General features: G+C 55.0%; 20 protein-coding genes and 1 other RNA gene. 13 read left to right on the forward strand and 8 right to left on the reverse strand.

Going from position 1 to position 24,568, the window contains the following annotated elements:
* Positions 1-67: 67 nt before the first annotated feature.
* The 5 genes from CSC3H3_RS06820 to tkt form a co-directional block, all read right to left on the reverse strand.
* Positions 68-1,003 carry a LysR family transcriptional regulator gene (locus CSC3H3_RS06820; RefSeq protein WP_101284372.1) on the reverse strand — a complete coding sequence of 312 codons (936 nt, stop codon included), beginning with the start codon at positions 1,001-1,003 and terminating at the stop codon, positions 68-70.
* 145 nt (positions 1,004-1,148) lie between these two features.
* Positions 1,149-1,793: a thiamine phosphate synthase gene (gene thiE, locus CSC3H3_RS06825; protein WP_101284373.1), complete on the reverse strand. Its 645-nt coding sequence runs from the start codon at positions 1,791-1,793 to the stop codon at positions 1,149-1,151.
* A 60-nt stretch (positions 1,794-1,853) separates the two neighbouring features.
* Positions 1,854-2,204: a hypothetical protein gene (locus CSC3H3_RS06830; RefSeq protein WP_157831854.1), complete on the reverse strand. Its 351-nt coding sequence runs from the start codon at positions 2,202-2,204 to the stop codon at positions 1,854-1,856.
* A 250-nt stretch (positions 2,205-2,454) separates the two neighbouring features.
* Complete coding sequence (gene gap / locus CSC3H3_RS06840) at positions 2,455-3,462, reverse strand: type I glyceraldehyde-3-phosphate dehydrogenase (RefSeq protein WP_101268001.1); 1,008 nt, start codon at positions 3,460-3,462, stop codon at positions 2,455-2,457.
* Positions 3,463-3,564: 102 nt separating this feature from the next.
* A complete protein-coding gene (gene tkt / locus CSC3H3_RS06845) occupies positions 3,565-5,574 on the reverse strand; it encodes a transketolase (protein ID WP_281262543.1) in 2,010 nt (669 codons plus the stop codon).
* Positions 5,575-5,814: 240 nt separating this feature from the next.
* On the opposite strand from tkt, the gene CSC3H3_RS06850 reads away from it, so the two are divergent.
* The 8 genes from CSC3H3_RS06850 (at position 5,815) to CSC3H3_RS06890 (ending at position 12,437) form a co-directional block, all read left to right on the forward strand.
* Positions 5,815-6,102 (forward strand): DUF4164 family protein, encoded by a 288-nt coding sequence (locus CSC3H3_RS06850; RefSeq protein ID WP_101267997.1) that lies wholly within the window; start codon positions 5,815-5,817, stop codon positions 6,100-6,102.
* A gap of 4 nt (positions 6,103-6,106) precedes the next feature.
* The gene (locus CSC3H3_RS06855; protein ID WP_101267995.1) at positions 6,107-6,445 is read left to right on the forward strand and encodes a cell division protein ZapA; all 339 of its coding nucleotides are present in this window, start codon (positions 6,107-6,109) and stop codon (positions 6,443-6,445) included.
* A 60-nt stretch (positions 6,446-6,505) separates the two neighbouring features.
* Positions 6,506-6,666: non-coding RNA, 6S RNA (gene ssrS / locus CSC3H3_RS06860), on the forward strand.
* 137 nt (positions 6,667-6,803) lie between these two features.
* Positions 6,804-7,619: a TIGR00282 family metallophosphoesterase gene (locus CSC3H3_RS06865; protein WP_101267993.1), complete on the forward strand. Its 816-nt coding sequence runs from the start codon at positions 6,804-6,806 to the stop codon at positions 7,617-7,619.
* A 347-nt stretch (positions 7,620-7,966) separates the two neighbouring features.
* Positions 7,967-8,884, forward strand: coding sequence for an AraC family transcriptional regulator (locus tag CSC3H3_RS06875; protein WP_101267991.1), 918 nt, complete (start codon positions 7,967-7,969; stop codon positions 8,882-8,884).
* 323 nt (positions 8,885-9,207) lie between these two features.
* Positions 9,208-10,560, forward strand: coding sequence for an Nramp family divalent metal transporter (locus CSC3H3_RS06880; RefSeq protein ID WP_172963401.1), 1,353 nt, complete (start codon positions 9,208-9,210; stop codon positions 10,558-10,560).
* Between the two features lie 578 nt (positions 10,561-11,138).
* Positions 11,139-11,858 carry a cytochrome c oxidase assembly protein gene (locus tag CSC3H3_RS06885; RefSeq protein ID WP_101286140.1) on the forward strand — a complete coding sequence of 240 codons (720 nt, stop codon included), beginning with the start codon at positions 11,139-11,141 and terminating at the stop codon, positions 11,856-11,858.
* Between the two features lie 27 nt (positions 11,859-11,885).
* Positions 11,886-12,437 carry a copper chaperone PCu(A)C gene (locus tag CSC3H3_RS06890; RefSeq protein WP_101284378.1) on the forward strand — a complete coding sequence of 184 codons (552 nt, stop codon included), beginning with the start codon at positions 11,886-11,888 and terminating at the stop codon, positions 12,435-12,437.
* A gap of 102 nt (positions 12,438-12,539) precedes the next feature.
* Here CSC3H3_RS06890 and CSC3H3_RS06895 read toward each other — a convergent pair whose 3' ends face one another.
* The 3 genes from CSC3H3_RS06895 to CSC3H3_RS06905 form a co-directional block, all read right to left on the reverse strand.
* Positions 12,540-14,702, reverse strand: coding sequence for a methyl-accepting chemotaxis protein (locus CSC3H3_RS06895; RefSeq protein WP_245881315.1), 2,163 nt, complete (start codon positions 14,700-14,702; stop codon positions 12,540-12,542).
* A gap of 534 nt (positions 14,703-15,236) precedes the next feature.
* Entirely contained in the window at positions 15,237-17,456 is a 2,220-nt protein-coding gene (locus CSC3H3_RS06900) for a methyl-accepting chemotaxis protein (RefSeq protein ID WP_101284379.1), read from the reverse strand.
* Between the two features lie 740 nt (positions 17,457-18,196).
* The gene (locus CSC3H3_RS06905; protein ID WP_101284380.1) at positions 18,197-20,422 is read right to left on the reverse strand and encodes a methyl-accepting chemotaxis protein; all 2,226 of its coding nucleotides are present in this window, start codon (positions 20,420-20,422) and stop codon (positions 18,197-18,199) included.
* A gap of 552 nt (positions 20,423-20,974) precedes the next feature.
* On the opposite strand from CSC3H3_RS06905, the gene CSC3H3_RS06910 reads away from it, so the two are divergent.
* From CSC3H3_RS06910 to CSC3H3_RS06930, 5 genes are all read left to right on the forward strand, one after another.
* Positions 20,975-21,721 carry a YebC/PmpR family DNA-binding transcriptional regulator gene (locus CSC3H3_RS06910; RefSeq protein ID WP_101267983.1) on the forward strand — a complete coding sequence of 249 codons (747 nt, stop codon included), beginning with the start codon at positions 20,975-20,977 and terminating at the stop codon, positions 21,719-21,721.
* Between the two features lie 95 nt (positions 21,722-21,816).
* Complete coding sequence (gene ruvC, locus CSC3H3_RS06915; RefSeq protein WP_245881316.1) at positions 21,817-22,338, forward strand: crossover junction endodeoxyribonuclease RuvC; 522 nt, start codon at positions 21,817-21,819, stop codon at positions 22,336-22,338.
* Positions 22,335-23,045 carry a Holliday junction branch migration protein RuvA gene (gene ruvA, locus CSC3H3_RS06920; RefSeq protein ID WP_101284382.1) on the forward strand — a complete coding sequence of 237 codons (711 nt, stop codon included), beginning with the start codon at positions 22,335-22,337 and terminating at the stop codon, positions 23,043-23,045. Before ruvC ends, ruvA begins: the two co-directional genes overlap by 4 nt.
* Positions 23,042-24,121: a Holliday junction branch migration DNA helicase RuvB gene (gene ruvB, locus CSC3H3_RS06925; protein ID WP_101267976.1), complete on the forward strand. Its 1,080-nt coding sequence runs from the start codon at positions 23,042-23,044 to the stop codon at positions 24,119-24,121. The genes ruvA and ruvB overlap by 4 nt, the downstream gene beginning before the upstream one ends.
* Positions 24,118-24,567 (forward strand): YbgC/FadM family acyl-CoA thioesterase, encoded by a 450-nt coding sequence (locus tag CSC3H3_RS06930; protein ID WP_101267975.1) that lies wholly within the window; start codon positions 24,118-24,120, stop codon positions 24,565-24,567. The genes ruvB and CSC3H3_RS06930 overlap by 4 nt, the downstream gene beginning before the upstream one ends.
* Position 24,568: the final 1 nt, after the last annotated feature.

Genomic DNA, 24,568 nt, shown 5'->3' on the forward strand with positions numbered 1-24,568 from the left:
CTGGAGGGATGCTATTCATTCACTGCAATCATTAAAAACGAATTATAATGATTGCAGTGATCATTTTTTAAGATATCACGCGCAATTCCGGCGGGGAGGACGCCTGTTTGCGACTGTTTTGCGGGGCATCAATGCCATGCCAGTGATCATGGATTGTGGCAAAAAGTGCGGTGCGCGCACTGGTTTGCAGGGTGTCTTGGCGCTGGATGAAAACGGTTTCAACATTGGCAACGCTGGCGGGCAGGTCATGTATGGAAACCGGCCCGATGCGCCCGATATGGGCTTGCAGGGCGCGGGGCAGCATGGTGATGCCAAGACCGGCCGAAACGCAATTGATCACGGTTTCCAGAGTGCCAAATTCCAGAACCGGTACGTTTTTGCGACCAAGCCTGCCCAGGAAGTTTTCCAGCATGAAGCGGTACTGGCAACCGGCATTCATCACCACGATACGCAGATCGGCATTTTCGCACATTTTGCCAATGGAGGGCATGCCAGCCGGGCCGTAAATGGCCAGTTCTTCGTCAAAGCAGGGCAATGTCGTCAGATCAGGATGGTCAACCGGGCCGCAGACAAAGGCCGCATCGAGTTTATGCGACAGAACCGCATTGATCAGGTTTGCTGTGGTATCGGTCCGCAGGTTGAGGTTTACCGCAGGATAGCTTTGCAGGAATTTTGCCAGAACGGGAGAAATGCGCAGTGCTGCCGTTGTTTCCTGTGCCCCGATTTTAAGCGGGCCACTCGGCGTACCATCATCAATGGTGGCACGCCGTGCCTCGCAAATCAGGTGCGACAACCGGTCGTAATAGGGCAGCAACCGCTGTCCAGCTTCGCTAAGTTTGACGCCGCGGTGATGGCGTTCAAACAGGGTTGTGCCAAGGTCTTCTTCCAGCGCGCGAATACGGGCCGTGACGTTGGATTGCACGGTGTTTAATTCTTCGCTGGCTTTGCGCATGCTGCCCAGGCGCGCAACGGTTGCGAACAGTTTTAAATCGGCAATATCCATTTCAGCCTTCCTGTACCTGCATGGTTCAATAATTGGCTGAAATGCATTTAATCGCAAGGGGCGCGGTTTTTGCCCGCACTTTATCCGTCATCCGCAAAGTTGATGCGTAGCGTTACAGGCAAGGCGATGGTGCGTTGAAAAACGGTTATTCTTCGCTAGCGGCGGCAATGGCGGCGCGAATGGCCTTTGCCCCGGCAGGTGCCCCGTCCGGATGGTTCCAGACCGCACCGCTGATTGCGACAAAGTCGGCACCGGCCTGAACCAGCGGTGCCAGATTATCGGCATTGATGCCGCCAATGGCAACACAGGGGACGGTGGTAAAGGTTGTCCAGATTTCAATGATTTCCGGTTCAACCCAGGTGCGCGGATCTTTGGTGGTGGTGGGGAAAAACGCGCCAAAGGCCACGTAATCGGCACCTTTTTCGCCCAGTTCCATCGCCCGGTGGCGGGAATCATAACAGGACACACCAACGATATGTTCTTCGCCCATGATTTTACGGGCTTCGTCATAGCTGCCGTCATCTTCACCGATATGCACACCGTCACAGCCGGTTTTATGTGCCAGATCGGGGCGGTCATTCAGGATCAGGGGGATATCGCGTTCGCTGCAAACCGGCAGCAGTTTTTTCACCGCTGCAATGATGCCGTTATCATCAATGTCTTTGAGGCGAAGCTGCACACAGTCAACAGCCCCGGTATCAAGAACATCTGCCAGCAATGCCGGAAATGTATCGAGATCGATTTTTGCAGGGGTCAGCAGGTAAAGGCCGGTTTGTGCTTCGCTATTCACAGTGATCTGTCCTGATGGAAATGCTTTGCCCTGTTTACCCTGCACGTCCGTAATTGGCAATCATTGCTGTGCAAGATGGGCCAATAGGCGCTTTTTGCATTCGGAAGCGGGCAGGTAATGGTCATTCATTATAAACAGGGGAAAGGCAGGCAGCAAACCATCGGCCGGGTCAGTTTCGGGCATAAGGGAAATGCCGTGCCAGATATGGCACTCCCTTTGCGTTGCAATTTGGCCGAGCGCATCAAAGGCGGTTTGGGCAAGGGTGCCAACCAGAATATGGGAAATACCGCATTCCAGCGCCATTAGCGCCTGCCCGGTATGGTTTTGACAATCCAGCACACCGAAAATCCGGGCGGCGGGAAAGTCGCAACGAAGTTCAGCCAGCAGGTTTGCAAACCATTGCGCCCCCATTATTTGCCCCGCATTGACGGGCCCATGCAGGAAAAAGGGACGATCCCCCATGACCTGACAGGCAACAGTCGCACCCCGAAAATTCTGAACCTGGATATGGGGGGAATGGGGGGGCATGGTTTGGCGGGTTCGATGCTGGTTTGGGATGAAAGGCGCAAGGCATATTATAGCAGGGCGCGCACATGTGAGGCGATGACAAATAAAAAGGGCGACCCGAAGGCCGCCCTTGAAAATCTGGTATCAAACCGGATTAGAGGAACTTCGCCATGGTAACGGCGGTGTCCGACATACGGTTCGAGAAGCCCCATTCGTTGTCATACCAGGACAGGATGCGAACGAAGTTACCGTCCATAACCTGGGTCTGGGTGGCATCGAAGGTCGAGCTGTTCTGATTGTGATTGAAGTCAATCGAAACCAGCGGTGCTTCGTTGTAACCAAGAACGCCTTTCAGGCGGCCTTCGGATGCTTCCTTGATCGCAGCGTTGATTTCTTCAACGGTGGTGTCACGGCCAGCAACAAAGGTCAGGTCGATCATGGAGACGTTCGGGGTCGGAACACGAACCGAGGTTCCGTCCAGCTTGCCCTTCAGTTCCGGCAGAACCAGACCGACAGCCTTGGCGGCACCGGTCGAGGTCGGGATCATGGACAGGGAGGCCGCGCGGGCGCGACGCAGGTCTTTGTGCAGGCTGTCAACGGTGTTCTGGTCGCCGGTGAAGGCGTGAACGGTGGTCATGAAGCCTTTGGTGATACCAACGGTTTTGTTCAGAACGTCAGCAACCGGTGCAAGGCAGTTGGTGGTGCACGAAGCGTTCGAAACGATAACGTCGTCGGCGGTCAGGGTGTCGCTGTTTACACCATAGACGACGGTTTTGATGTCGCCCTTTGCCGGGGCCGAGATCAGAACGCGTTTTGCGCCAGCGGTCAGGTGTTTGCCTGCGCCTGCTTCGTCAAGGAAGATGCCGGTGCATTCAAATGCGATATCAACATTAAGCTCGCCCCACGGCAGGTTCGCCGGATCACGTTCGGAACAAACCTTGATGGCCTTGCCATCGACAACCAGATCGTTGCCTTCAGCTTTGACGTCATTGGCAAGGGTGCCATGAACGGAATCGTATTTCAGCAGGTGAGCATTGGTTTTGACGTCGCCCAGGTCGTTGATGGCAACAACTTCAACGTCGGTGCGGCCACTTTCAATAATGGAGCGCAGAACCAGACGGCCAATACGGCCAAAACCATTAATCGCAACACGAATAGCCATTAATTCCTCCAGATACATACTGATTGTGACCGGATGGTCAAACCCCGGTTGCGGGGACAATCAAAAAGGCCGGATCGGCATATTACCGATCCGGCCCAAAAATTAAACCAGTTCCTTGGCCGTTTTGACCAGAGCGTCGGCGGTGATGCCGAAATGTTCGTAAAGTTCCGGTGCCGGAGCCGAAGCACCGAAGCCGTGCAGGCCGATCACCTTGCCATTGTCGCCAACGTATTTTTCCCAGCCAAAGACCGAGAGGGCTTCGATTGCGATGCGCGGTGCGGAGCCCAGAACGCTTTTGCGGTATTCCGGCGACTGTGCGTCAAACAGTTCCCAGCAGGGCAGGGAAACGACAGCAGCGGAAATGCCTTCGGCTTTCAGTTTCGCCTGGGCATCAACGGCAATTTCAACTTCCGAACCGGTCGCGATCAGGGTGACCTGGGTTTCGCCTTCGGCTTCGGAAATGATGTAACCGCCGCGTGCGACAAGGTTGTCTTCGCGGTATTCGGTGCGCAGAACCGGCAAATTCTGACGGCTGAGTGCCAGAACGGTCGGGCCGCTGTCATGGGTGATGGCCATTGCCCATGCTTCGGCGGTTTCAACCGCATCGGCCGGGCGGATCATCAGGACGTTCGGCATGGCGCGCAGGGATGCGACATGTTCGACCGGCTGGTGGGTCGGGCCATCTTCGCCAAGACCGATGGAATCGTGGGTCATGACATAAACGACACGCTGGTTCATCAGTGCGGACAGGCGGATCGCCGGGCGGCAATAATCGGTGAAGACCAGGAAGGTGCCGCCGTAAGGCATAACACCGCCATGCAGTGCCAGACCGTTCATGGCAGCGGCCATGCCGTGTTCACGGATACCGTAATAGATGTAACGGCCGTCATAACCGCTCTGGACCGAGATCGGTTCCTGAACGGCGGTTTTGGTGTTGTTGGAACCGGTCAGGTCGGCAGAGCCGCCGATCATTTCCGGGATCGCCTGGGTCAGAACTTCAAGAACGTTCTGCGAGGATTTACGGGTCGCGATCTTCGGCTGTTCTTCGGTAATCTGCTTTTTGTAGGTGTTGAAGGCATCAACCCAGTTTTCTGGCAGCTTACCTTCGATGCGGCGTTCAAATTCGGCGCGGACATCGGCATCCTGGGCGTCAAAGCGTGCGCCCCAAGCCGAGAATTCTTCGGCGCCACGGGCACCAGCGGCGCGCCATGCATCAAGAACATCCTGCGGGACATCGAACGGCTCGTAGGACCAGCCCAGCTTTTCGCGGGCACCGGCCAGTTCCTTTGCGCCCAGCGGCGAACCGTGGGTTGCCGAGGTGCCACCCTTGGTCGGCGCGCCAAAACCGATAACGGTTTTGCAAGCGATCAGCGACGGGGTGCCGGTGGTTTTTGCCTTGGCAATGGCGGCTTCGATGGCATCTGCATCGTGGCCGTCAATCTGCTGAACATCCCAGCCAGCAGCTTCAAAGCGTTTTTTGTGGTCTTCCGAGGTCGAAAGCGAGGTCGGACCATCGATCGAGATGCCGTTATCGTCAAACAGCACGATCAGCTTGGAAAGCTGCATGTGGCCAGCCATGGAAATGGCTTCCTGCGAGATGCCTTCCATCAGGCAGCCATCGCCAGCGACGACATAGGTATAGTGATCAACCAGATCGTTGTTGAAAGCCGCATTCATGATGCGCTCGCCAAGGGCGAAACCAACCGAGGTGGCAATACCCTGGCCCAGCGGGCCGGTGGTGGTTTCAATGCCTGCACCATGGCCGAATTCCGGGTGGCCGGCAGTGCGGGCGCCAAGCTGGCGGAAATTTTTGATCTGGTCGAGATCAAAGTCTTCATAGCCGGTAAGATACAGCAGCGAATAAAGCAGCATCGATCCATGGCCGGCGGACAGAATAAAACGGTCGCGGTCGGGCCAGTTCGGGTGTTTCGGATCGAATTTCAGAAACTTGGTAAAGAGAACAGTCGCGACATCGGCCATGCCCATCGGCATGCCCGGATGGCCGGAGTTGGCTTTTTCCACGGCGTCGGCGGAAAGAAAGCGAATGGCGTTTGCCATGCGGCTATGTTCTACTGGTTTCGTCATTGAATGCGCTTCCTGGGGGTTCGCTATCTGGCGTTGATTACTACGGCTTAAAAAAGCAAAGAAGTCGGGCGGAACATGCCCCCGCTATCCTGATACGTCAACCGATTCTGTCGAAAAACTGACCGGATTGCTTAGATTGCGGTTAATCCTTAGATGCTACAATCGTACCTGGATCGGTTTTGATCAGGCGGTATTGCGGAACAGTTGACGCCCTGCTTTGTCACAACCTATCTTGTGAACGGATTATGAAGGATCAGGAAGGACGATATGTCACGTCTGCAAAATGCTGGTGAACGTCTTGAAAATGCCCTTGCCGCGCTTGAAGCGGCGGTGGAGTCGCGATTGGCCCGCTCGGAGGCGGCCATTCAGTCCGGCGTTAGCGAAAATGCCGCAGCACAGGCCCGTTCCGAGGAAATGCGCGCCCAGCTTGATGCCCTAAAGCACGATTATGATGTGCTGGCAGAAGCCACAGAAACCGTTTCCCAGCGCCTTGATGGTGCCGTTGGCCAGCTTCGGCTGGTCCTGAGTGACGAAACAGAACAGAAGCAGGCATAATTTCATGGCACAGGTATCAGTCCGTATTAATGGTCGCAGCTATGATGTTGCCTGCGAGGATGGCCAGGAGGAACGCCTGACCCAGTTGGCAGGTTATGTTGATGAACGTGTTGGCGAAATTGCCAGCATGGTTGGCCAGATTGGTGAACAGCGCCTGCTGGTGATGACCAGCCTTTTGATCGCCGATGAATTAAGCGATGCCCATGAAAAGCTGTCATCGGCCCGGCAGGTCAGTTTGCCCGAAGGGGCGGTTGGCCCGAACGAGGCCGATCGGATGGCGCAAAGCATGGAAAATCTTGCTGGTCGTATCGAGGCTATTGCACAAAGGCTTTCGGCTGACTAAGCTCGCATCGGATGCCGCCTGCGATGCGCCCCAAGGGGCGATCAAGGGTGGGTCCGTCAAAGGGGGCTGCCCTGTGCGTCAGGCTCGCTAATTCCCGGGGCCGATGCTCATTTCTCTAGGGAGCTGTCCCTGGCGGGACCGTGGTCTCGTTATACGGCGCCCACCTGCACCTGCAGGTCACGAGGAATTACCATATAGCCAACGGCAGTGGTGGCTCCCGCTTTCCTTTACTGGAAAGCGGGACTTTGCTTTTAGCAGTACATGATATGCTGTTGTTTCGGGGGGATGACCTGCCCCGTGGGGTGGTAGGTATCGTCGCGTTTGGTCATGCGGCAAACAGACAGTAACGGAATTTGTAATGCGGCTTTTACATTTGGGCGATGTTTTGGGGCAATCCGGGCGCAAGGCTGCGCTGGAGGCGCTGCCGATGTTGCGTGATCGCCTGAAGGTCGATGTGGCGGTGGTGAATGTTGAAAATTCCGCACATGGTTTTGGTGTAACCGCAAAAATTTGCCGCGAATTTTACAATGCCGGTGCCGATGTGCTGACAACGGGCAATCATGTTTGGGACCAGCGCGAAATCATCGCCTATATCGACGAAGACAAAACGCTGCTGCGTCCCTGGAATTTCCCCGATGGTACGCCAGGGCAGGGCGATTGCGTTTTTACCGCCAAGTCGGGCAAGAAAGTGGCCGTCATTAACATGATGGGCCGTTTGTTCATGGACCCGCTTTCCTGCCCGTTCCAGGGGGCAAACAAGCTTTTTGGCAAATACCGGCTGGGCAAAAATGTTGATGCCCTTCTGATCGATTTTCACGCTGAAACCACGTCGGAAAAAATGGCGTTCGGGCATCATTGTGATGGACGCGCGTCGCTGGTGCTGGGTACGCATACCCACGTGCCAACCGCCGATGCGCAGATCCTGCCTGGTGGAACAGCCTATCAGACCGATGTTGGCATGTGCGGCGATTTTAATTCCGTGATTGGCATGAAGCATGAAAGCTCGGTTGCCAAATTCCTGACGAAGATGCCATCAGGCCGGCTGGAACCGGCAGAAGGCCCGGCAACGGTTTGTGGCGTTTATGTTGAAACCGATGATGCCACCGGCCTTGCCAAGCGCATCGAGCCGGTTCGCATTGGCGGGCGGCTGCGCGGAAGCTGGCCCAGCGCCTGATTTGCAGGCGTGTGCCGCCTGATGTTCCATAACCCGGTAACGGGTAAAAAGATAACGGGCCGATGCAATGTTGCATCGGCCCGTTTCCTTGCCGTTTTCAGCCATGCCGATATCGCGGGGTCGGGGGGGGAAGACTTCGATATCGGCACGGTTGTTTTCCGGTATGAAAGGAACATAACGCAAACCGTCGTGGGGGTAATAGCCCAGTCCTCTATAAAGATTGCACGATCCTGCAAATGCTTAAAATCGGTCTGTTGTTTCATGCAATCAGTCACTATGTGTCGATTGCACGATAGCAGCCATTTGGCGATGATTTTTGGCATCTGGACGGATAAGAGGCAAAAGTGATGACTGCTGGCTTGGATAAATTTGCACGGTTGATTGAACAATATTGCCCCAGCACCGGGCGATGTGACACCGACATTCCCGGCGTGGTTCTTTTGCGCGCGGACAAGCCGATGGAGCCGGTCAATGTGGTGTATCAACCATCGGTGTGTATTCTTGCCAGTGGTGAAAAAACGGCAATGATGGGCGAAAGCGTTTATGTCTATCGCCCCGGCCAGTATCTGACGGTGTCGCTTGATGTGCCGGTATTGGGCGAAGTTACCGTTGCCACACCTGAAAAACCCTATCTGTGCCTGCGGCTGGATTTGAATACAAAGGTCATGGCGGACATTTTGATGGAAGCCCGCGAAAACAACGTGGTGCCATCGGGCCGCCAGCCGGGACCGGCACTTCAGGTTAGTGATGCCGGGCCGGAACTGATTGATGCATCGGTACGGATGCTGGAATTGCTGGCAACGCCGCGTGATATACCCATTCTGGCCCCATTGATTGAACGGGAAATTCTTTACCGGTTGTTGAATGGCCCGCAAAGCGTGCGTTTGCAGCAGCTTGCAATGGCAGACAGCAAACTGAACCAGGTTTCCCGCGCCATTGAATGGATCAAAAAGCATTTCCGCGAACCCTTTAGCGTCGAGGTGCTGGCCCGCGAAGCCAATATGAGCGCATCTGCCTTACATCAGCATTTCAAAGCCATTACATCGATGAGCCCGCTGCAATATCAAAAACAGTTACGTCTGCAGGAAGCACGTTCGCTGATTATGGTTAATGCGATGGATGCCGCGAGTGCCGGTTATCATGTGGGTTATGACAGCCCGTCGCAGTTCTCACGCGAATATCGCCGCATGTTTGGCGCACCACCCAGACGCGATGTCGAGCAATTGCGACTCTCGTCCTCGGCCGGGATGGTGGAGGTGGCTTGAACGCCAGCCTGTGACATCATAACCGATTTCGTGACGGACCTTTGGGCCGCCATCTGCGTTTGATTGCAGGTGGCGGTTTTTGCCAAAATCCAGCGTTAATGCGGGTTTTGGCGCGCTGCCTGGAAAGGCATATCTGCTTCGCGGTGGGATCACGGCAAAGAAAGCCGCTTCTATTAAATTTAGCCTTGACTAACTTTTAAAGTCCGCACAACAATTAGGGACAAATGCAAATCTGCCTGCGCACCGCTATGGGCGGATCGCGGCGATATGCAAAACTGGAATTATTATAAATACAGGTGGGCATCCACCGGCGGAGATGGCAGATGGCCGATACGGGTGAAATGAAACGCAAACCGGGTGACTGGCGCGATGAGGCGGAGCAGCCTTCGCTTGTTGAGGTGTTCCGGTCGATTGCCGTGTCCCCGGATGCGGGATTTTTCCGTAAATTTCTGACATTTGCCGGGCCGGGTTATCTGGTTGCGGTTGGCTATATGGACCCGGGCAACTGGGCAACGTCGCTGGCTGGTGGTTCGCAGTTTGGCTATGCGCTGTTATGTGTGGCGCTGCTGTCCAATATTATGGCGGTGATTTTGCAATCACTGTGTGCGCGCCTTGCCATTGCCACCGGGCGCGACCTTGCCCAGGCCTGCCGCGATGCGTTTCCCGCCTGGATGTCCTGGCCGTTATGGGCACTGGCCGAACTGGCAATTTGCGCTACCGACCTTGCCGAAGTGATCGGCACGGCCATTGCGTTAAACCTGTTATTCAATATTCCGTTGGAACTGGGCGTGCTGATTACGGCGGCCGACGTGCTGGTTATTTTGTGGCTGCAAAGCCGTGGTTTTCGCTGGGTCGAAGGTTTTATCATTGCCCTGCTGGGCGTGATTTCGATCTGTTTTGCCGTGCAAATTGCCATGGCCGACCCGGACTGGTACGGCGTGATTACCGGTTTCGCCCCGACCACCGATGTTTTGCGTAACCAGCATATGCTGTATCTGGCGCTGGGCATTATTGGTGCAACCGTGATGCCCCATAACCTTTATTTGCATTCGGGCATTGTCCAGACGCGCGATTACGAACGCACCCTTAAGGGCAAACGCGAAGCCCTGCGGTTTGCCACACTTGATTCAACCGTTGCGCTGACATTTGCGCTGGTGATCAATGCGTCGATCCTGATTTTGGCGGCGGCAACGTTCCATGTTTCCGGGCAGACCAGTGTGGATGATATCGGCGTAGCGCATGAATTGCTGGCACCGTTGCTGGGTGCGTCGATTGCGCCGATCCTGTTTGGTATTGCGTTATTATGCTGCGGCCTTAGTTCGACTGTGACGGCCACAATGGCCGGGCAGATCGTGATGGAAGGCTTCATCAAAATGACGATCCCTTCCTGGTTGCGACGCCTGATTACACGTGTGGTGGCGATTATACCGGCCATTGCCGTGACGGTTATTTACGGGCAGGCGGAAACGGCAAAGCTTTTGATCCTTTCGCAGGTGGTGCTTAGCTTCCAGTTGCCCTTTGCCGTGGTGCCGCTGGTGATGTTCACTGCGTCGCGTGAAAAGATGAAGGAACTATGCGCCCCGCGCTGGCTGACATTCGTTTCGGCGATTATCGCGCTGATCATTATCGCGCTGAATGTCAAACTGCTTTACGACATTTCGGTTGGTGCCATTTAACGGCGGAAACGACCTGTTAAATCGGGCTATGTAATTGCAGGGGCTGGAGAGACTTCACATCAATGTGAGGGACCTTTCCGGCCCCTTAGAACACGTCGCGTTTAATCTGCACCATTTTGCCAGAGACAGTCTTCGGTCGCACAAGGAAAGATTCGCAGAGCGCAGCGGGGCTACGGTCAAGGACCCTGACGCAGTGGAGCGGAAGACTGTCTTGGCCCGAAGGGTTTGATTTTGGCGACATTTCGCGGCGTTACACCGTTTGACCGATGCGCCGCATCGCTCTGCACGCTGTGCCTTGCCAAACGGTTCGCCAAAATCAAACAAAATGATACAGATTAAACGCGATGTGTTCTGGCGCGTCCGGGCTTGAATGTGGGGCCGGGGCGGGATACCAATTTTCGCCTTGGCCGCGATTTTCTTTGGATCATTAATAATTCGCAATTACGTCGCGCGCCGGGATGGTTATAGTGCCATCAGCATTTTGTCATTTATCGTTGCCATGTGCGGCTGATCATTGCGGTTGACCGGCAAAGGCAGCGATAAACGTGCCGATCGTCACCACAGCAGAAGATGTTGCCATGACTGACCGCCCCGAAGACCGCACCGCCAAAGGCAAACGCCGCACCCTGATTGCAATGGGCTGTGCCTTTGCTGTTATGGTGGGGTTGGTAATTTATTCCCCCACGCTGTATCGTATGTTTTGCGCCGTAACCGGTGTTGGCGGGACTGTGCGGCAAATATCGGTGCCCAATAAAACCGCCGATGGCGGGGCCGCACCCGAAGGGCAGGGCGGCAGCACCACCGATGCCGTGGCAGATGCCAGCGACATGGTCGAAGTTTATTTCGATGCCAATGTTGCCAAGGGCCTGCCGTGGGAATTTTACCCCGAAGAGCGCAAGGTAACCGCCAAGCTGGGCGAGCCGGTAAAGACCTATTACTACGCCAAAAACAATTCGGACGAGACGATTGTGGCGCGCGCCGTGTTTAACGTGACGCCCTATAAATCGGCCCAGTATTTTTTCAAGATCGAGTGTTTCTGTTTTACCAATGAAAAGCTGGCACCGGGCGAAAGCGCGCGTATGCCCCTGGTGCTTTATATTGATGACCAGATCCACAAAGACCCGAACACGGCCGAGGTAAAGGACATTACCCTGTCTTACACATTTTACCGGCAATCGGACCTGACCGATCAGGAAATTGCCGATGCCCGCGAATTGAAGGCCGGATCGGACCAGAAAGAGGACGAATTATCCAAATCAGAAAATATCGATCTGGAAAATGATGTGCGCCGCCACTAGGCCGCAATCAGGGAATAGGGGAACGCCATGAAACATGAAATCAACCGTCCTGACGGCGTAACACCGCATGGGACAACGGCACGATCAATGCAGGGGCTGGCGCGCAAACTTGCGGCGGGTTTTGTTGCCACGTCGTTGCTGGCGGGTGTTGGCGGGTTTATGGCCCTTGGTGGTAGTGGCCTTTTGTCATCTACCGCGCAGGCGCACAGCTATATGCTGGGCAAAATCATGATTGGTCATTTCTGGGCGCCGCCGGTTGCCCAGGATGCCAAGGGGGCCGCCGTTTATGGCCCGTTTTTAAATGGTGGTAGCGAAGCAATCACCCTGGAAGGGGCCAGCACCAACATTGCCGAACAGGTGCGTTTTCGCGTTGAGAAAGATGGTGTTGAAAGCTGGGTTGATCATATCACCCTGCCGCCGAACAAGCCGGTTGGCCTTGCCGCCTGGCGCGAACATATCTGGCTTTCCGGATTGAAACAGCCGCTTGAAGCAGGTGGTTCGTTTGACCTGACGCTTGATTTTGGCAAGGCAGGCCATAAGACCATCAAGATCGTGATTGAATCGGAAAGCGGGCATTAGAGCCCTTTGCCTAACGCGTCGTTAGACGCAACAGAGATCAAATAAAAGGCCCGCAACCATGATGGTGCGGGCCTTTGGCATTAGGTTGATTGGATCGCGCGATTACGATGCGGCGCGGTCATGGGCCTTGCGGCGCAGGTCATCGAGAATGGTGTTGATACGGTTGTTCAGCACCTGGATCTTCTGCGCGGCATCCTGCGAGGTTTGCAGAACTTCGCCCGACAGCTCGCCCGTTTTACCGGTTTCATCGGCAACGTCGCTGATCGAGGTTGAAACCATCCGGGTGCGTTCGGCTGCATTGCGCACGTTACGGGTGATTTCGTTGGTGGCGGCACCCTGTTCCTCGACGGCGGCAGAAATGGTGGTGGCGATTTCATTGATGCTTTCAATGATCGCGCCAATCATTTCAATGGCCGAAACCGATTCACCGGTGGATTTCTGAATGCCCGAAATCTGACCGGCAATTTCGTCGGTTGCCTTTTCCGTCTGGTTGGCAAGGTTTTTGACCTCGGCGGCAACCACGGCAAAGCCCTTGCCGGCATCGCCAGCGCGGGCAGCTTCGATGGTGGCATTCAGGGCCAGAAGGTTGGTCTGCTCGGCAATGTCGGTAATCAGGGCGATGACTTCGCCAATGCGATTGGCCGACAGTGACAGGCTGTTCACCAGTTCGTTGGTTTCGCGGGCCTTTTCGGCGGCTTCGTTGGAAATGCGGGTCGATTCCGCCATCTGGCGATTGATTTCCGCATTCGATGCTGCAAGCTGCTCGGTCGCTGCGGCAACGGTTTCAACGTTGCTGGTTGCTTCACGGGCCGAGGATGCGACTTCGTCACTTTGCCCCGAAACCAGTTCGGCACTTTGGGTCATCTGACCCGAAACACCCTGCAACTGTTCGGCAAGGGCGGCAATTTCGCCAACGGCACTTTCGACTTCACCCTGCAGGGTATCGGCCAGGCCCAGCAATTCATCGCGCAGGGCTTCGTTACGTTCGCGGTTCAGGCGTTCTTCTTCGGCCTGCATGGCGCGGACCTTAACGGCATTGTCCTTAAAGACTTCGACCGCACGGCCCATGGCCGAAATTTCGTCATTGCCCTTGGCCGGGACGACAACATCAAGGTTGCCATCGGCCAGTTTCACCATGGTCTGCTGCAGGCCGCCCAGGCGACGCAGAAGGTTGCCACGGACATAGATGACATAAATGGCAAGCGACAGCAGAACGGCAATGGCCGCAACAATGTACAGAACCAGCGAACCCTGCTGTTGCAGGTCGCGTGCATTGGTGGCTGCACCATCAACATCGCTTTGCAGGGTTTCAACAACCTGATCCACGCTAAAGCCCATGGTGGAGGCATATTCACCAGCCTGGCTGACCAGCGCCTGCGCATCAATGGCGGTCTGAAGCTGGCGGGCCTGAAGGTCCGGCAGGCTGCCATCCCCAACCGAGAGCTTTTGCATTTTGTCGATCAGGTCTTCGTAAAACTTGATCAGTTTGGGATTGCCAAGTTCGCGCAGCATGTTGGTGGCATCGGCGTAGGAACCGCGCACACGCACACCAACGATGGAAAGGCGGGTCATGTCGCGTTCGGAGGCCGAACCGATCACGATATTGGAAATCTGGTTGCCAAGGTTGGTCAGGTTAACCAGCGGGGCGCGCTTTGATACGCTGTCATGATATTTGAACAGCGAGGCAATCAGGTCTTCGCGGGGCTGGCGCGTCTGGGCGACCGGGCTTTTGCGAAGTTCCTTTACCATTTCCGAAATCTGGTTGAGTTCGTTTGATGTCACGGTCATCAGCGGCTTGAGCGTGCTGACGAAACGATCGGACAACTGCTGGAATTCGGTCAGCTTCTGGGCTTTTTCATCGGCGATCTGGAAGCGTTTCTGCACTAGTTCGTGAAGCTTTGCCAGGGTGTCCTGCAACTGGGTGGTATTGGTTTCGATAACGTCAAGGGTGTCGGGCTGCATGCCGGACTGGCGCAACTGTTCGACACGCTGCTTGAGCGAAACAATACGGTTATCAAGCTCGGCCTTGACGGCGGCTTCTTCATCCGGGGTGGAGGCAGCAACAATACGCGGCGCAATCGCAACGATTTCGGCGCTTTCGGTGGCGAGTTGCTGCGCACTGAACATTGGTGGCAATTTGGCTTCGGTGATGTTGTCTAGCTGTGTACCGAAACGTTCAAACGATACAGCCCCTACCGCAGCGGCGATAACGGCCATAAGCCCAACCAGCGCAAAGGAAACAAGTAGTTTTCCACGAACACCCATGCCGTTTTTCTGCACGGATTTTCGCTGGTTCCGGCCCCCCTTAGTCTGTTGCATCTAGTCTAAACCCTGTGTCTGCGATTTGGCAGGTGACAACGCCGTCAGGCGGGCCTAAAACCCGCTGCGACGCGATTTTTCACAATGCCATTCCCGCGCAGCCACACGATTGCGGCCACCGGAATTTGAAAAAATGTCTCAGGTCTGATTTGGGCCGGAATGATGACTGTCCCCAACTGGCCCACCCCCGAATTGGCTTTTTATTTATAACATACCGATGAAATTCAAGTAATTGGTTTGTAATTTGTACAGATGCATAGATAACTTATTCTAAATTCGGGTTTTATTATTCTTCTGGAATTCCTAATGTGACCTAAGGTCGTGATGCGAACGGGCGTATCAGGGTAATTACGTAGATTCCCGTTGCCAGAGTCGCGTTTCTTCAACGCAACAGCCCGCCAAAAATGGCGGGCTGTTTTCAGGGCCGTTCGATGTGTTTTGGCCGCACTTAAATGCTGCGACTTTATCGTATTGGTTGCATCACCCGGCACGGTCCTGGGCCTGGTCGCGCAGGTTATCCAAAATCTGATTGATGCGGGTGCGCATATTTTCGACCTTGGTGGATGCTGTTTGGGCGGTTTGCAAAACCTGGCCCGACAAAACACCGGTTTTTGATGTTTCATTCACCACATCGCCAATCGATGCCGAAACCATGCGGTTACGTTCGGCTGCACCGCGAACATTGCGGCTGATTTCGTTGGTGGCGGAACCCTGCTGTTCGACCGCAGCGGAAATGGTGGTGGCGATTTCATTGATATGTTCAATGATGCGGCCAATTTCACCAATGGCAGATACGGATTCCCCGGTGGATTTCTGGATACCCAAAATCTGGCCGGAAATTTCGTCGGTTGCCTTTTCCGTCTGATTGGCAAGGTTTTTGACCTCGGCGGCGACTACGGCAAAACCTTTGCCGGCATCGCCAGCACGGGCAGCCTCGATGGTGGCATTCAGGGCCAGTAGGTTGGTTTGCTCGGCGATATCGGTAATCAGGGCGATGACCTCGCCAATGCGATCCGCCGATTGCGACAGGCTTTGAACCAGTTCATTGGTTTGTTGTGCCTTTTGCGATGCTTCGGCCGAAATGCGTGTTGATTCCGTCATCTGGCGGTTGATTTCGGTATTGGATGCCGAAAGTTCCTCGGTTGCGGCGGCCACGGTTTCGACATTACCGGTGGCTTCGCGCGCGGAGGATGCGACTTCTTCGGTCTGGCCGGAAACCGTTTCGGCACTTTGCGACATTTCCTGCGAAACGCCCTGCAATTCGCGGGCAAGGGCAGCAATTTCGCCAACGGCGGTTTCCACTTCGCCTTGCAGGGTGTCGGCCAGGCCCAGCAATTCATCACGAAGGGCTTCGTTGCGTTCGCGGTTCAGGCGTTCTTCCTCGGCCTGCATGTCGCGGACCTTGACGGCATTGTCCTTGAAGACCTCGACCGCACGGCCCATGGCGGTAATTTCATCATTACCGCGTGCCGGGACGGTAATATTCAGATCGCCATTGGCAAGGGTGACCATTGCGGTTTGCAGCTTTGCCAGACGGCGCAGCAAATTGCCCCGCACATAGAAAAAGTAAATCATTAGCGACACCAGAATGGCACTGGCAGCGACAATATAAAGAATAACGGTGCCCTGCTTTTGCAGGGTTTCGGTGCCAGCTGCGGCGATATCGACCTGGTTGCGCAGTTCATCAACCAGTTCATTGACGCTGGCGACCATGGCATCGGCATATTGCGCGCTTTGGCTGACCAGTTCTTCAGATGCGGCGGCGGCGGCAAGTTCGCGCTGGCGAATGTCGGGCAGGCTGCCATTCCCGCTTGAAAGGTCCTGCATCTTATCGACAAGGTCGGTATAGAATTTTTGCAGCTTTTCGTTATCCATCTGATCGACAAGATCAAGCACATCGGCATAGGTGCCTTTGACCTGCACGGAAACAATGGACAATTTGTTGCTGCTGGTTTCGGTGGTGGTGGCGATAACGGAACTGCCTGCCTCGTTACCCAGACGGCCAATTTCCTGGATCGGGGTGCGGGCGGCAATCGTGTTGCGATATTTCACCAGCATCTTGACCAGGTCCTGTTTGGACCGATCGATGGCGTATTCGTCCTTGTTTTCCAGCTCGTCCGCGGCGGCGCCCAATTGCGCAAGGTCGTTTTGCGTATAGGACAATAACGGCTTCAAGGTGCTGGCATAACGGTCAGACAGGGATTGATAGCTGCTAACGGCCTTGGATTTTTCATCGGCGGCTTGCAGGCGCTGGCCGGTAACCTCAAACAGCCTGTTAAGCGTATCACGCAGATTGGCGCTGTTTTCCTCGATCGTATCAAGGGTTTCGGGCATCAGGCCGGTGCTGCGCAGTTGGGCAACCTTTTCGGCAACACCTTGCAGGCGGCTATCAAGTTCGGCTTTGACGGCTTTTTCCTCGTCCCGGTTGCTGGAGGCAACGATGCGCGGTGCGATTGCAACGATTTTGGTGCTTTCGGTCGCCAAACTCTGGGCGGTAAACATCGCTGGCAGCTTTTGATGGGTGATATCGGAAAGCTCGGTGCCGAATTTGTTGAACGAAAAGGCCCCGATGCCAGCGGCAGAAACAGCCAGCAGGCTGACAACAGCGAAGGATGCCAGCAATTTGCCCTTAACACCGGCAGCGGTGCGGGGGCTTTTGCCTGATACGGGACGGTTCTGGTTCCCCGATTTTGTGTTCATATTCCCTATCCTCGTTAGAGACGGGTGATCAGCAGATCATCGTCCATCTGGTGATCTGGTTACTGGTCAATGGTTGTCTCCACCCTTATGTGCCGTTGTTTTTGTTATCGGCAGTGTCTGACGGGTCAATTTGAGGGGGGCGCATGAACAAAAACTGCGGGTCAGACCGGGTTTGTGTCGCTCAAGATATCATTTCGTTGATAAATTGACATCAAAATTTATTTAAAACGACATCGTTTCGTAAATCAACGCCCGGCAAATGCTGCGTGTTTTGCTGTGCCATCCGTTATTTTAAGCCATCTCTCTGAAAATGAATGATTTTTCATCATCATCGAAAATATGCTGCAAAAACGTGCGATCCCCCTGAGGGGCACTTTACAATGCCTTAAAACGATCGGCGAATACAAAATACCAATGGATAGGGTTTTATTCTTTTGTATGGAGTCGCGCCTTGCGCTCTGTCTGGTTCCGGCGGCTGGCAAAAGGCGTGCTCTGGCTGGTGTGGCAGGCGGGATTGGTTATGGCGCGTCATTTTGCGACGCCCTGGCAAAAGGCAATAGCGTATTGAGGCGCTTGCCTGTCCTTTGCCGTGATAAGGGGCAGGGGTGCCGAACATGGCAGGGAAGCAGAAAGGCCGCCCGGATGGTCGGGCATAAAAACAGCCCGCCCGGCAGGATGCGGGGCGGGCTGTCAGGCAAAAGGCAGGGAATAACCGGAATGGGAAAACCGGTTACGCCGGATTATGAAGCAGCACGATCATGGGCCTGCTTGCGCAGGTCCTGCAGGATGGTGTTGATCCGTGCACGCAGGTTTTCAACCTTTTCCGAAGCCGTTTGGGCCGTTTGCAAAACCTGGCCGGAAAGTTCGCCGGTTTTGGCGGTTTCGTTGGCAACCTCGTTGATCGAGCTGGAAACGGCACGTGTCCGATCTGCTGCGCCGCGAACGTTGCGGGTGATCTCGTTGGTGGCCGATCCCTGCTGTTCAATTGCCGCCGAAATGGTGGTGGCAATTTCATTGATGTTTTCAATGATGCTGCCAATCATCTCGATGGCGGAAACGGATTCACCTGTCGATTTCTGAATGCCGGTGATCTGTCCGGCAATTTCGTCGGTGGCTTTTTCCGTCTGGTTGGCAAGGTTTTTGACTTCGGCGGCAACCACGGCAAAGCCTTTGCCGGCATCGCCAGCACGGGCGGCCTCGATGGTGGCATTCAGGGCCAGAAGGTTGGTTTGCTCGGCGATATCGGTGATCAGGGCGATCACTTCGCCAATGCGGTTTGCCGATTGCGACAGGCTGTTAACCAGGTCGTTGGTTTCGCGCGCCTTGCGGGCGGCATCGTTGGAAATGCGGGTTGATTCCGCCATCTGCCGGTTGATTTCGGCGTTGGATGCCGAAAGCTGTTCGGTTGCGGCGGCAACGGTTTCCACATTGCCGGTGGCTTCCTGCGCGGACGAGGCAACATCCTCGCTTTGCGTGGAAACCAGTTCGGCACTTTGGCTCATTTGCCCGGAAACGCCCTGAAGCTGTTCGGCCAGGGCGGCAATTTCACCCACAGCACTTTCCACTTCGCCCTGCAGCGTATCGGCAAGGGTCAGCAGTTCGTCACGCAGGCTTTCATTGCGTTCGCGGTTCAGACGTTCTTCCTCGGCCTGCATATCGCGGACTTTGACGGCATTTTCCTTAAATACCTCGACCGCACGGCCCATGGCGGTGATTTCGTCATTCCCGCGTACGGGCACTGCGACATCAAGGTTGCCACTTGCCAGCGTGACCATGGTTTTCTGCAAGCCTTCAAGGCGGCGCAGCAGGCTGCCGCGCACATAGATCACGTAAATCGCAAGCGACAGGACGATGGCGGCAATCCCGACAGCATAAAGCACGGTCGAGCTTTGCTTTTGAAGCGTTTCGGCACTTGCAGCCGATGTATCGACCTTGTTTTGCAGGGCGCTGACCAGCTGGGTGACGCCTTCGCGCAGGGTGTTTGCCGATTGCGCGCTTTCGGTCACAAATTTTTGTGCTGTTTCAATGGCTTTCAGTTCGTTGGAACGCAGCGTTGGAATGCTGTCATCGCCAACGGACAGGCCCTCCATTTTGTCGATCAGCTCGTTGTAGTAGCCTTTCAGCTTTTCATTATCGAGGCTGTTGACCAGATCACGGGCATCGGAATAGTTGCCGCGAATACGCACCGAGGTGATGGAAAGGCGCACGGCCTGGGTTTCGGTGGTGGCGGCAATGATCATGTTGGTTGCGGTTGCGCCCTGGCGTTCGATATCGAGGATCGGCGCGCGGGTTTGCACGGCATCATGAAGCTTGTAAAACTGGCCAAGAAGTTCTTCCCGGTCAATTTCTTCGCCGCTGGCCGGGTCCTTGCGCATTTTCTTAACTTCGGCGTCGGCCTGGGCAATATCGTTCTGGGTGTAGGACAGAAGCGGTTTCAGCGTGTCGCCATAACGCTTGCTGAGTTCGAGGAATTCTTTGGTTTTTTCCGCTTTTTCCGCAGAAATGGCAAAGCGGGCCTGGGTGGCCTCGTGCAGGGAAGTCAGCGCCTGTCCAAGCTGCTGGCTGTTATTGTCGATCTGCTCAAGGATTTCAGGTTCAAGGCCGCTTTCGCGCAATTGGTCGATCTTGGTGTTCAAACCAATGATGCGCTGATCAAGTTCGACTTTGACGGCCTGTTCTTCATCCGGGCTGGAGGCGGCAACAATACGCGGCGCAATAGCGACGATTTCCGCGCTTTCGGTTGCAAGTTGCTGCGCTGTAAACATTGGCGGCAGTTTTTCTTCGGTAATATCGGCAAGAGTAACGCCAAATCGCCCAAAGGCAAAAACACCAACAACAACGGCGACAATTGCCGTTAAACCCACCAGGGCAAAGGAAATCAGAAGTTTACCTTTTACGCCCAGACCTGAACCCTGCTTTTTTTTCGCATTTTTTGGCCGTTTCGGGTTCCCTGTATTTTTTCCCATTCTGTCCTACCTTTTAGTTGTACCGGCATTCACCTTTACCGGTTTTCAGAGGCACGGACCTCTTTAAAGGTATCCGCGTATCCGCCCTTTTTCGTCAGTCTGATTACCCCGTTTGGCGGCTCAAACCCTGTTTGCATTATTTTATTCTGTCTTATTCTGAGACAATATTGTTTCATTCTGTCGCGCTCCGCAATAGGCAAGCCTGCTTGCGAAAATAAAAAGCAAATTGTCTTGAAAGATGATTGAAATAACGGCGGGCTTGTTTACCGGCATATTTGATCTGTGGTCTTTAAATTCAATAGGATGGCTGAATTTGGCGCTTTGCACTGCGAATATGCGTGCGATGGCTGGACCTTGGGCAGCAAACACGTTATAGGAGCGTGCGTTGCGTTCGCGCGCATGGTGCCATCGGCATTTTGGCGGCTGCGAATGCAAGACAGGTTTTCACAATGTCGGAACGACAGAGAATACAGTATGTATTTGGCGTCGGTCTGATCGGGGCCCGGGCGGCACCAGATCGATAACGTTATTCAAGAATACAGGTTTCAGGTTATGGCCGGTCATTCCCAGTTTAAAAACATCATGCACCGCAAGGGCGCGCAGGACAAAAAGCGCGCCAAGATCTTTACCAAACTTGCCCGTGAAATCACGGTTTCGGCAAAGATCAGCGAAGATATCAACAGCAACCCGCGTTTGCGTGCCGCTATTGCGGCTGCGCGCGGGCAGAACATGCCCAAGGACAATATCGACCGCGCCATTAAAAAGGCGCAGGGCGCGGGCGAAGGTGATAACTTTGAAGAAGTCCGTTACGAAGGCTATGGCACCGCTGGTGTCGCCGTTATCGTCGAAGCACTGACTGATAACCGTAACCGTACAGCTTCCGAAGTGCGCGCAGCCTTTACCAAGCATGGCGGCAACCTGGGTGAAACCGGTTCGGTGGGCTTTATGTTCAACCGTATCGGCGAAATCGTTTACCCGGCCGACAAGGGCGATGCCGACACCATTTTTGAAGCAGCCCTGGAAGCGGGTGCTGCCAATGTGGAATCGGACGAGGAAAACCACGTGATCGAAACCGAGATCGAAGATCTCAACACCGTGCGTGAAGCCCTGACCGAAACCTTTGGCGACCCGGAAAGCGCCAAGCTGGTTTTCCGTCCGGCAACCTCGGCTGAAATTTCGGTCGAACAGGCACAGAGCATCATGAAGCTTGTTGATGTGCTTGAAGACAATGACGACGTCCAGAATGTTTGGACCAATGTCGAGTGGACGGACGAAATCGTCGCTGCTCTCGATAACTGATCTTGCCTGCGCCCGTCATTTTGCTTTGAATGACGGGCGTATTTTATTTGGGCCGATGGCCCGTTCCCAGAATAATAACAACAGGTGATTGTCACGTGGTCAGGGTTCTTGGCATCGATCCCGGTCTTCAGCGCACCGGATGGGGCGTGATCGACCTGAACGACAATCATATGCGCCATGTTGCCAATGGCGTTGTCAGCTCGACCCAGTCGCTGTCCCTGGCCGAACGCCTTGTTCAGCTTTTTTCCGGTTTGACCGACATTATAAATGAATGGTCACCCGATGAAGCCGCCGTTGAAGAAACCTTCGTCAATAAAAACCCGGTTTCGACCCTGAAGCTGGGCCAAGCCCGTGGCGCTGCCCTGCTGGCACCGGCACGATTGGGCATTCCGGTTACGGAATATACACCCAATGCTGTTAAAAAGACGGTGGTCGGGGCAGGGCATGCCGCCAAGCAGCAGGTGGAAATGATGGTTTCAACCCTGTTGCCGGGCTGTAAAATTGCCGGTCCCGATGCGGCCGATGCGCTGGCGGTGGCAATTTGCCATGCCCAGCATGCCGGTACGCGACAGATGATGAACCGCTATCACAACCAGAATGGGGGCTCGGCGCGATGATCGCCAAACTGCGCGGCATTGTCGATTTTATCGGCGAAGATCACGTCATTATTGATGTTAACGGTGTTGGCTATCTGGTTTTTGCCTCGCGCCGGACTCTTTCCATGATGCCGCCAGTTGGGGGCGATGCCGGGCTGATCATCGAAACCCATGTCCGCGAAGATCATATTCACCTGTATGGTTTTGCCGATCATGCCGAAAAGCAGTGGTTTGCCCTGCTGACGACCGTTCAGGGGGTAGGGGCCAAGGTTGGCCTTGCCATTTTGTCGGTTCTTTCGCCGACCGACCTTTTGCGTGCGCTGGCTTCCCAGGACACGACGGCACTTTGCCGTGCGCCAGGTGTCGGGGCAAAGGTTGCGACACGTATTATTGGCGAGCTGAAAGACAAGGCCGCCAAACTTAACCTTGGCCCGGTTGCCGCACCTGTTGCCCCGGCGGCGACATCGCCGCAGGCTGACAAGGCCGAAAAGGCAGATGGCAAGGCAAAATCATCGCGCAAAAAGGTCGCAGCAGCGGAACCAGCAACCCCGGAAGCCCCGGTTATTGACGATGGTGCGATCATGGCTGATGCCGTTTCGGCACTGGTTAATCTGGGGTATGGCCGATCCGAGGCGTTTGGTGCCGTGGGCAAGGCCGCGCAGAATGCGGGTGAAAACCGCAATCTTGATACCCTGATCCGGTTGGGCCTAAAGGAGCTTAGCGCGTGAACGAGGAAAACGACCGCCTGCTAAGTGGTGAACGCCACGCCGAAGACCGCCAGGAAGGATCTTTGCGCCCCCGTCGGCTGGATGATTTTACCGGCCAGAAGGAAGTGCGCGAAAACCTTGATGTTTTCATCCAGGCAGCCCGTGGCCGTGAAGAAGCCATGGACCATGTGCTGTTTTTCGGGCCACCGGGCCTGGGCAAAACCACATTGTCGCAAATTGTGGCCAGCGAATTGGGTGTTGGCTTTCGTGCTACATCCGGCCCGGTGATTGCCAAGGCAGGGGACCTGGCGGCCCTTTTGACCAACCTTCAGCCGCGCGATGTGCTGTTTATCGATGAAATTCACCGCCTGAACCCGGCCGTTGAAGAAATTCTTTATCCGGCGATGGAAGATTTCCAGCTTGATCTGATTATTGGTGAAGGGCCGGCGGCGCGATCTGTTCGGATTGATTTGCCCCCCTTTACCCTGGTCGGTGCAACAACCCGTTCCGGGCTTTTGACGACACCTTTGCGCGACCGTTTCGGTATTCCGCTGCGCCTGCGGTTCTACGAGCCTGAAGAACTGGTGGATATCGTCGCACGCGGGGCGAAGCTGCTTAATTTTGAGATGACCCGTGATGGGGCAATGGAAATTGCCCGGCGTTCGCGGGGAACACCGCGTATTGCCGGGCGTTTATTACGCCGCGTGCGGGATTTTGCCGTTGTGGCGGGCAAGTCGCCGGTGAATGCCTTTATCGCCGATGCTGCGCTGACGCGCCTTGAGGTCGATAATCTGGGCCTTGATAGCCAGGACCGGCGGTATCTGACCTGCATTGCCAGCAATTACGGGGGCGGGCCGGTTGGCGTGGATACGCTGGCAGCCGCCCTTTCGGAAGAACGCGATACCATCGAGGATGTCATCGAACCCTATTTGTTGCAGCAGGGCCTTATTCAGCGAACCCCGCGCGGGCGTATGCTGGGTGTTAAGGGATTTACCCATTTGGGGCTGACGCCGCCGCGTAACCAGGCGGGTGTCCCCATGGCGGACCTGTTTGAAAGCGAAGCCCTGAAAAATGCCAATGATGAAGGTGACGCATGAGCGACGCGCTGCTGGGACAAATTGACGGCAAACGCCATATTTACCCGTTTTGCGTGTTCTATGAGGACACCGATGCCGGTGGAATTGTGTATCACGCGCAATATCTTGCTTTTGCCGAACGCGCGCGGACGTCAATGGTGAATTTATTGGGTTTTTCCAATAGAAACATTGCTGAACGCCACAAAGTTGCCATAGCGGTTCGACATTGTACCGTCGATTTCCGTCGGGCTGCGCGGCTAGAGGACCGGTTGACTGTGGAAAGTCGATTGATCCGAATTGGCGGTGCGTCGCTGGGGTTTGAACAGAAGATTATGCGTGATGGCGAGGAACTGGTCGTGATCGAGATCGTTCTGGCTTGCATGTCTTTGGAAACCTTCCGGGCGCAACGCCTGCCGGATGAATTAAGAAATGTGTTCAGTGACTATCTGGATGTGAACGAGGGCTAAA

Origin of the sequence: Thalassospira marina (assembly GCF_002844375.1) — a bacterium.
Classification (GTDB): domain Bacteria; phylum Pseudomonadota; class Alphaproteobacteria; order Rhodospirillales; family Thalassospiraceae; genus Thalassospira; species Thalassospira marina.

What these genes read in the sequence shown, in the direction of transcription:
- CSC3H3_RS06820 (WP_101284372.1), bottom strand. Translation starts at nt 1,003, where the DNA reads ATGGATATTGCCGATTTAAAACTGTTCGCAACCGTTGCGCGCCTGGGC.
- CSC3H3_RS06830 (WP_157831854.1), bottom strand. Translation starts at nt 2,204, where the DNA reads ATGGGGGCGCAATGGTTTGCAAACCTGCTGGCTGAACTTCGTTGCGAC.
- gap (WP_101268001.1), bottom strand. Translation starts at nt 3,462, where the DNA reads ATGGCTATTCGTGTTGCGATTAATGGTTTTGGCCGTATTGGCCGTCTG.
- CSC3H3_RS06850 (WP_101267997.1), top strand. Translation starts at nt 5,815, where the DNA reads ATGTCACGTCTGCAAAATGCTGGTGAACGTCTTGAAAATGCCCTTGCC.
- CSC3H3_RS06855 (WP_101267995.1), top strand. Translation starts at nt 6,107, where the DNA reads ATGGCACAGGTATCAGTCCGTATTAATGGTCGCAGCTATGATGTTGCC.
- CSC3H3_RS06865 (WP_101267993.1), top strand. Translation starts at nt 6,804, where the DNA reads ATGCGGCTTTTACATTTGGGCGATGTTTTGGGGCAATCCGGGCGCAAG.
- CSC3H3_RS06875 (WP_101267991.1), top strand. Translation starts at nt 7,967, where the DNA reads ATGACTGCTGGCTTGGATAAATTTGCACGGTTGATTGAACAATATTGC.
- CSC3H3_RS06880 (WP_172963401.1), top strand. Translation starts at nt 9,208, where the DNA reads ATGGCCGATACGGGTGAAATGAAACGCAAACCGGGTGACTGGCGCGAT.
- CSC3H3_RS06885 (WP_101286140.1), top strand. Translation starts at nt 11,139, where the DNA reads ATGACTGACCGCCCCGAAGACCGCACCGCCAAAGGCAAACGCCGCACC.
- CSC3H3_RS06890 (WP_101284378.1), top strand. Translation starts at nt 11,886, where the DNA reads ATGAAACATGAAATCAACCGTCCTGACGGCGTAACACCGCATGGGACA.
- CSC3H3_RS06895 (WP_245881315.1), bottom strand. Translation starts at nt 14,702, where the DNA reads ATGGGTGTTCGTGGAAAACTACTTGTTTCCTTTGCGCTGGTTGGGCTT.
- CSC3H3_RS06900 (WP_101284379.1), bottom strand. Translation starts at nt 17,456, where the DNA reads ATGAACACAAAATCGGGGAACCAGAACCGTCCCGTATCAGGCAAAAGC.
- CSC3H3_RS06905 (WP_101284380.1), bottom strand. Translation starts at nt 20,422, where the DNA reads ATGGGAAAAAATACAGGGAACCCGAAACGGCCAAAAAATGCGAAAAAA.
- CSC3H3_RS06910 (WP_101267983.1), top strand. Translation starts at nt 20,975, where the DNA reads ATGGCCGGTCATTCCCAGTTTAAAAACATCATGCACCGCAAGGGCGCG.
- ruvA (WP_101284382.1), top strand. Translation starts at nt 22,335, where the DNA reads ATGATCGCCAAACTGCGCGGCATTGTCGATTTTATCGGCGAAGATCAC.
- CSC3H3_RS06930 (WP_101267975.1), top strand. Translation starts at nt 24,118, where the DNA reads ATGAGCGACGCGCTGCTGGGACAAATTGACGGCAAACGCCATATTTAC.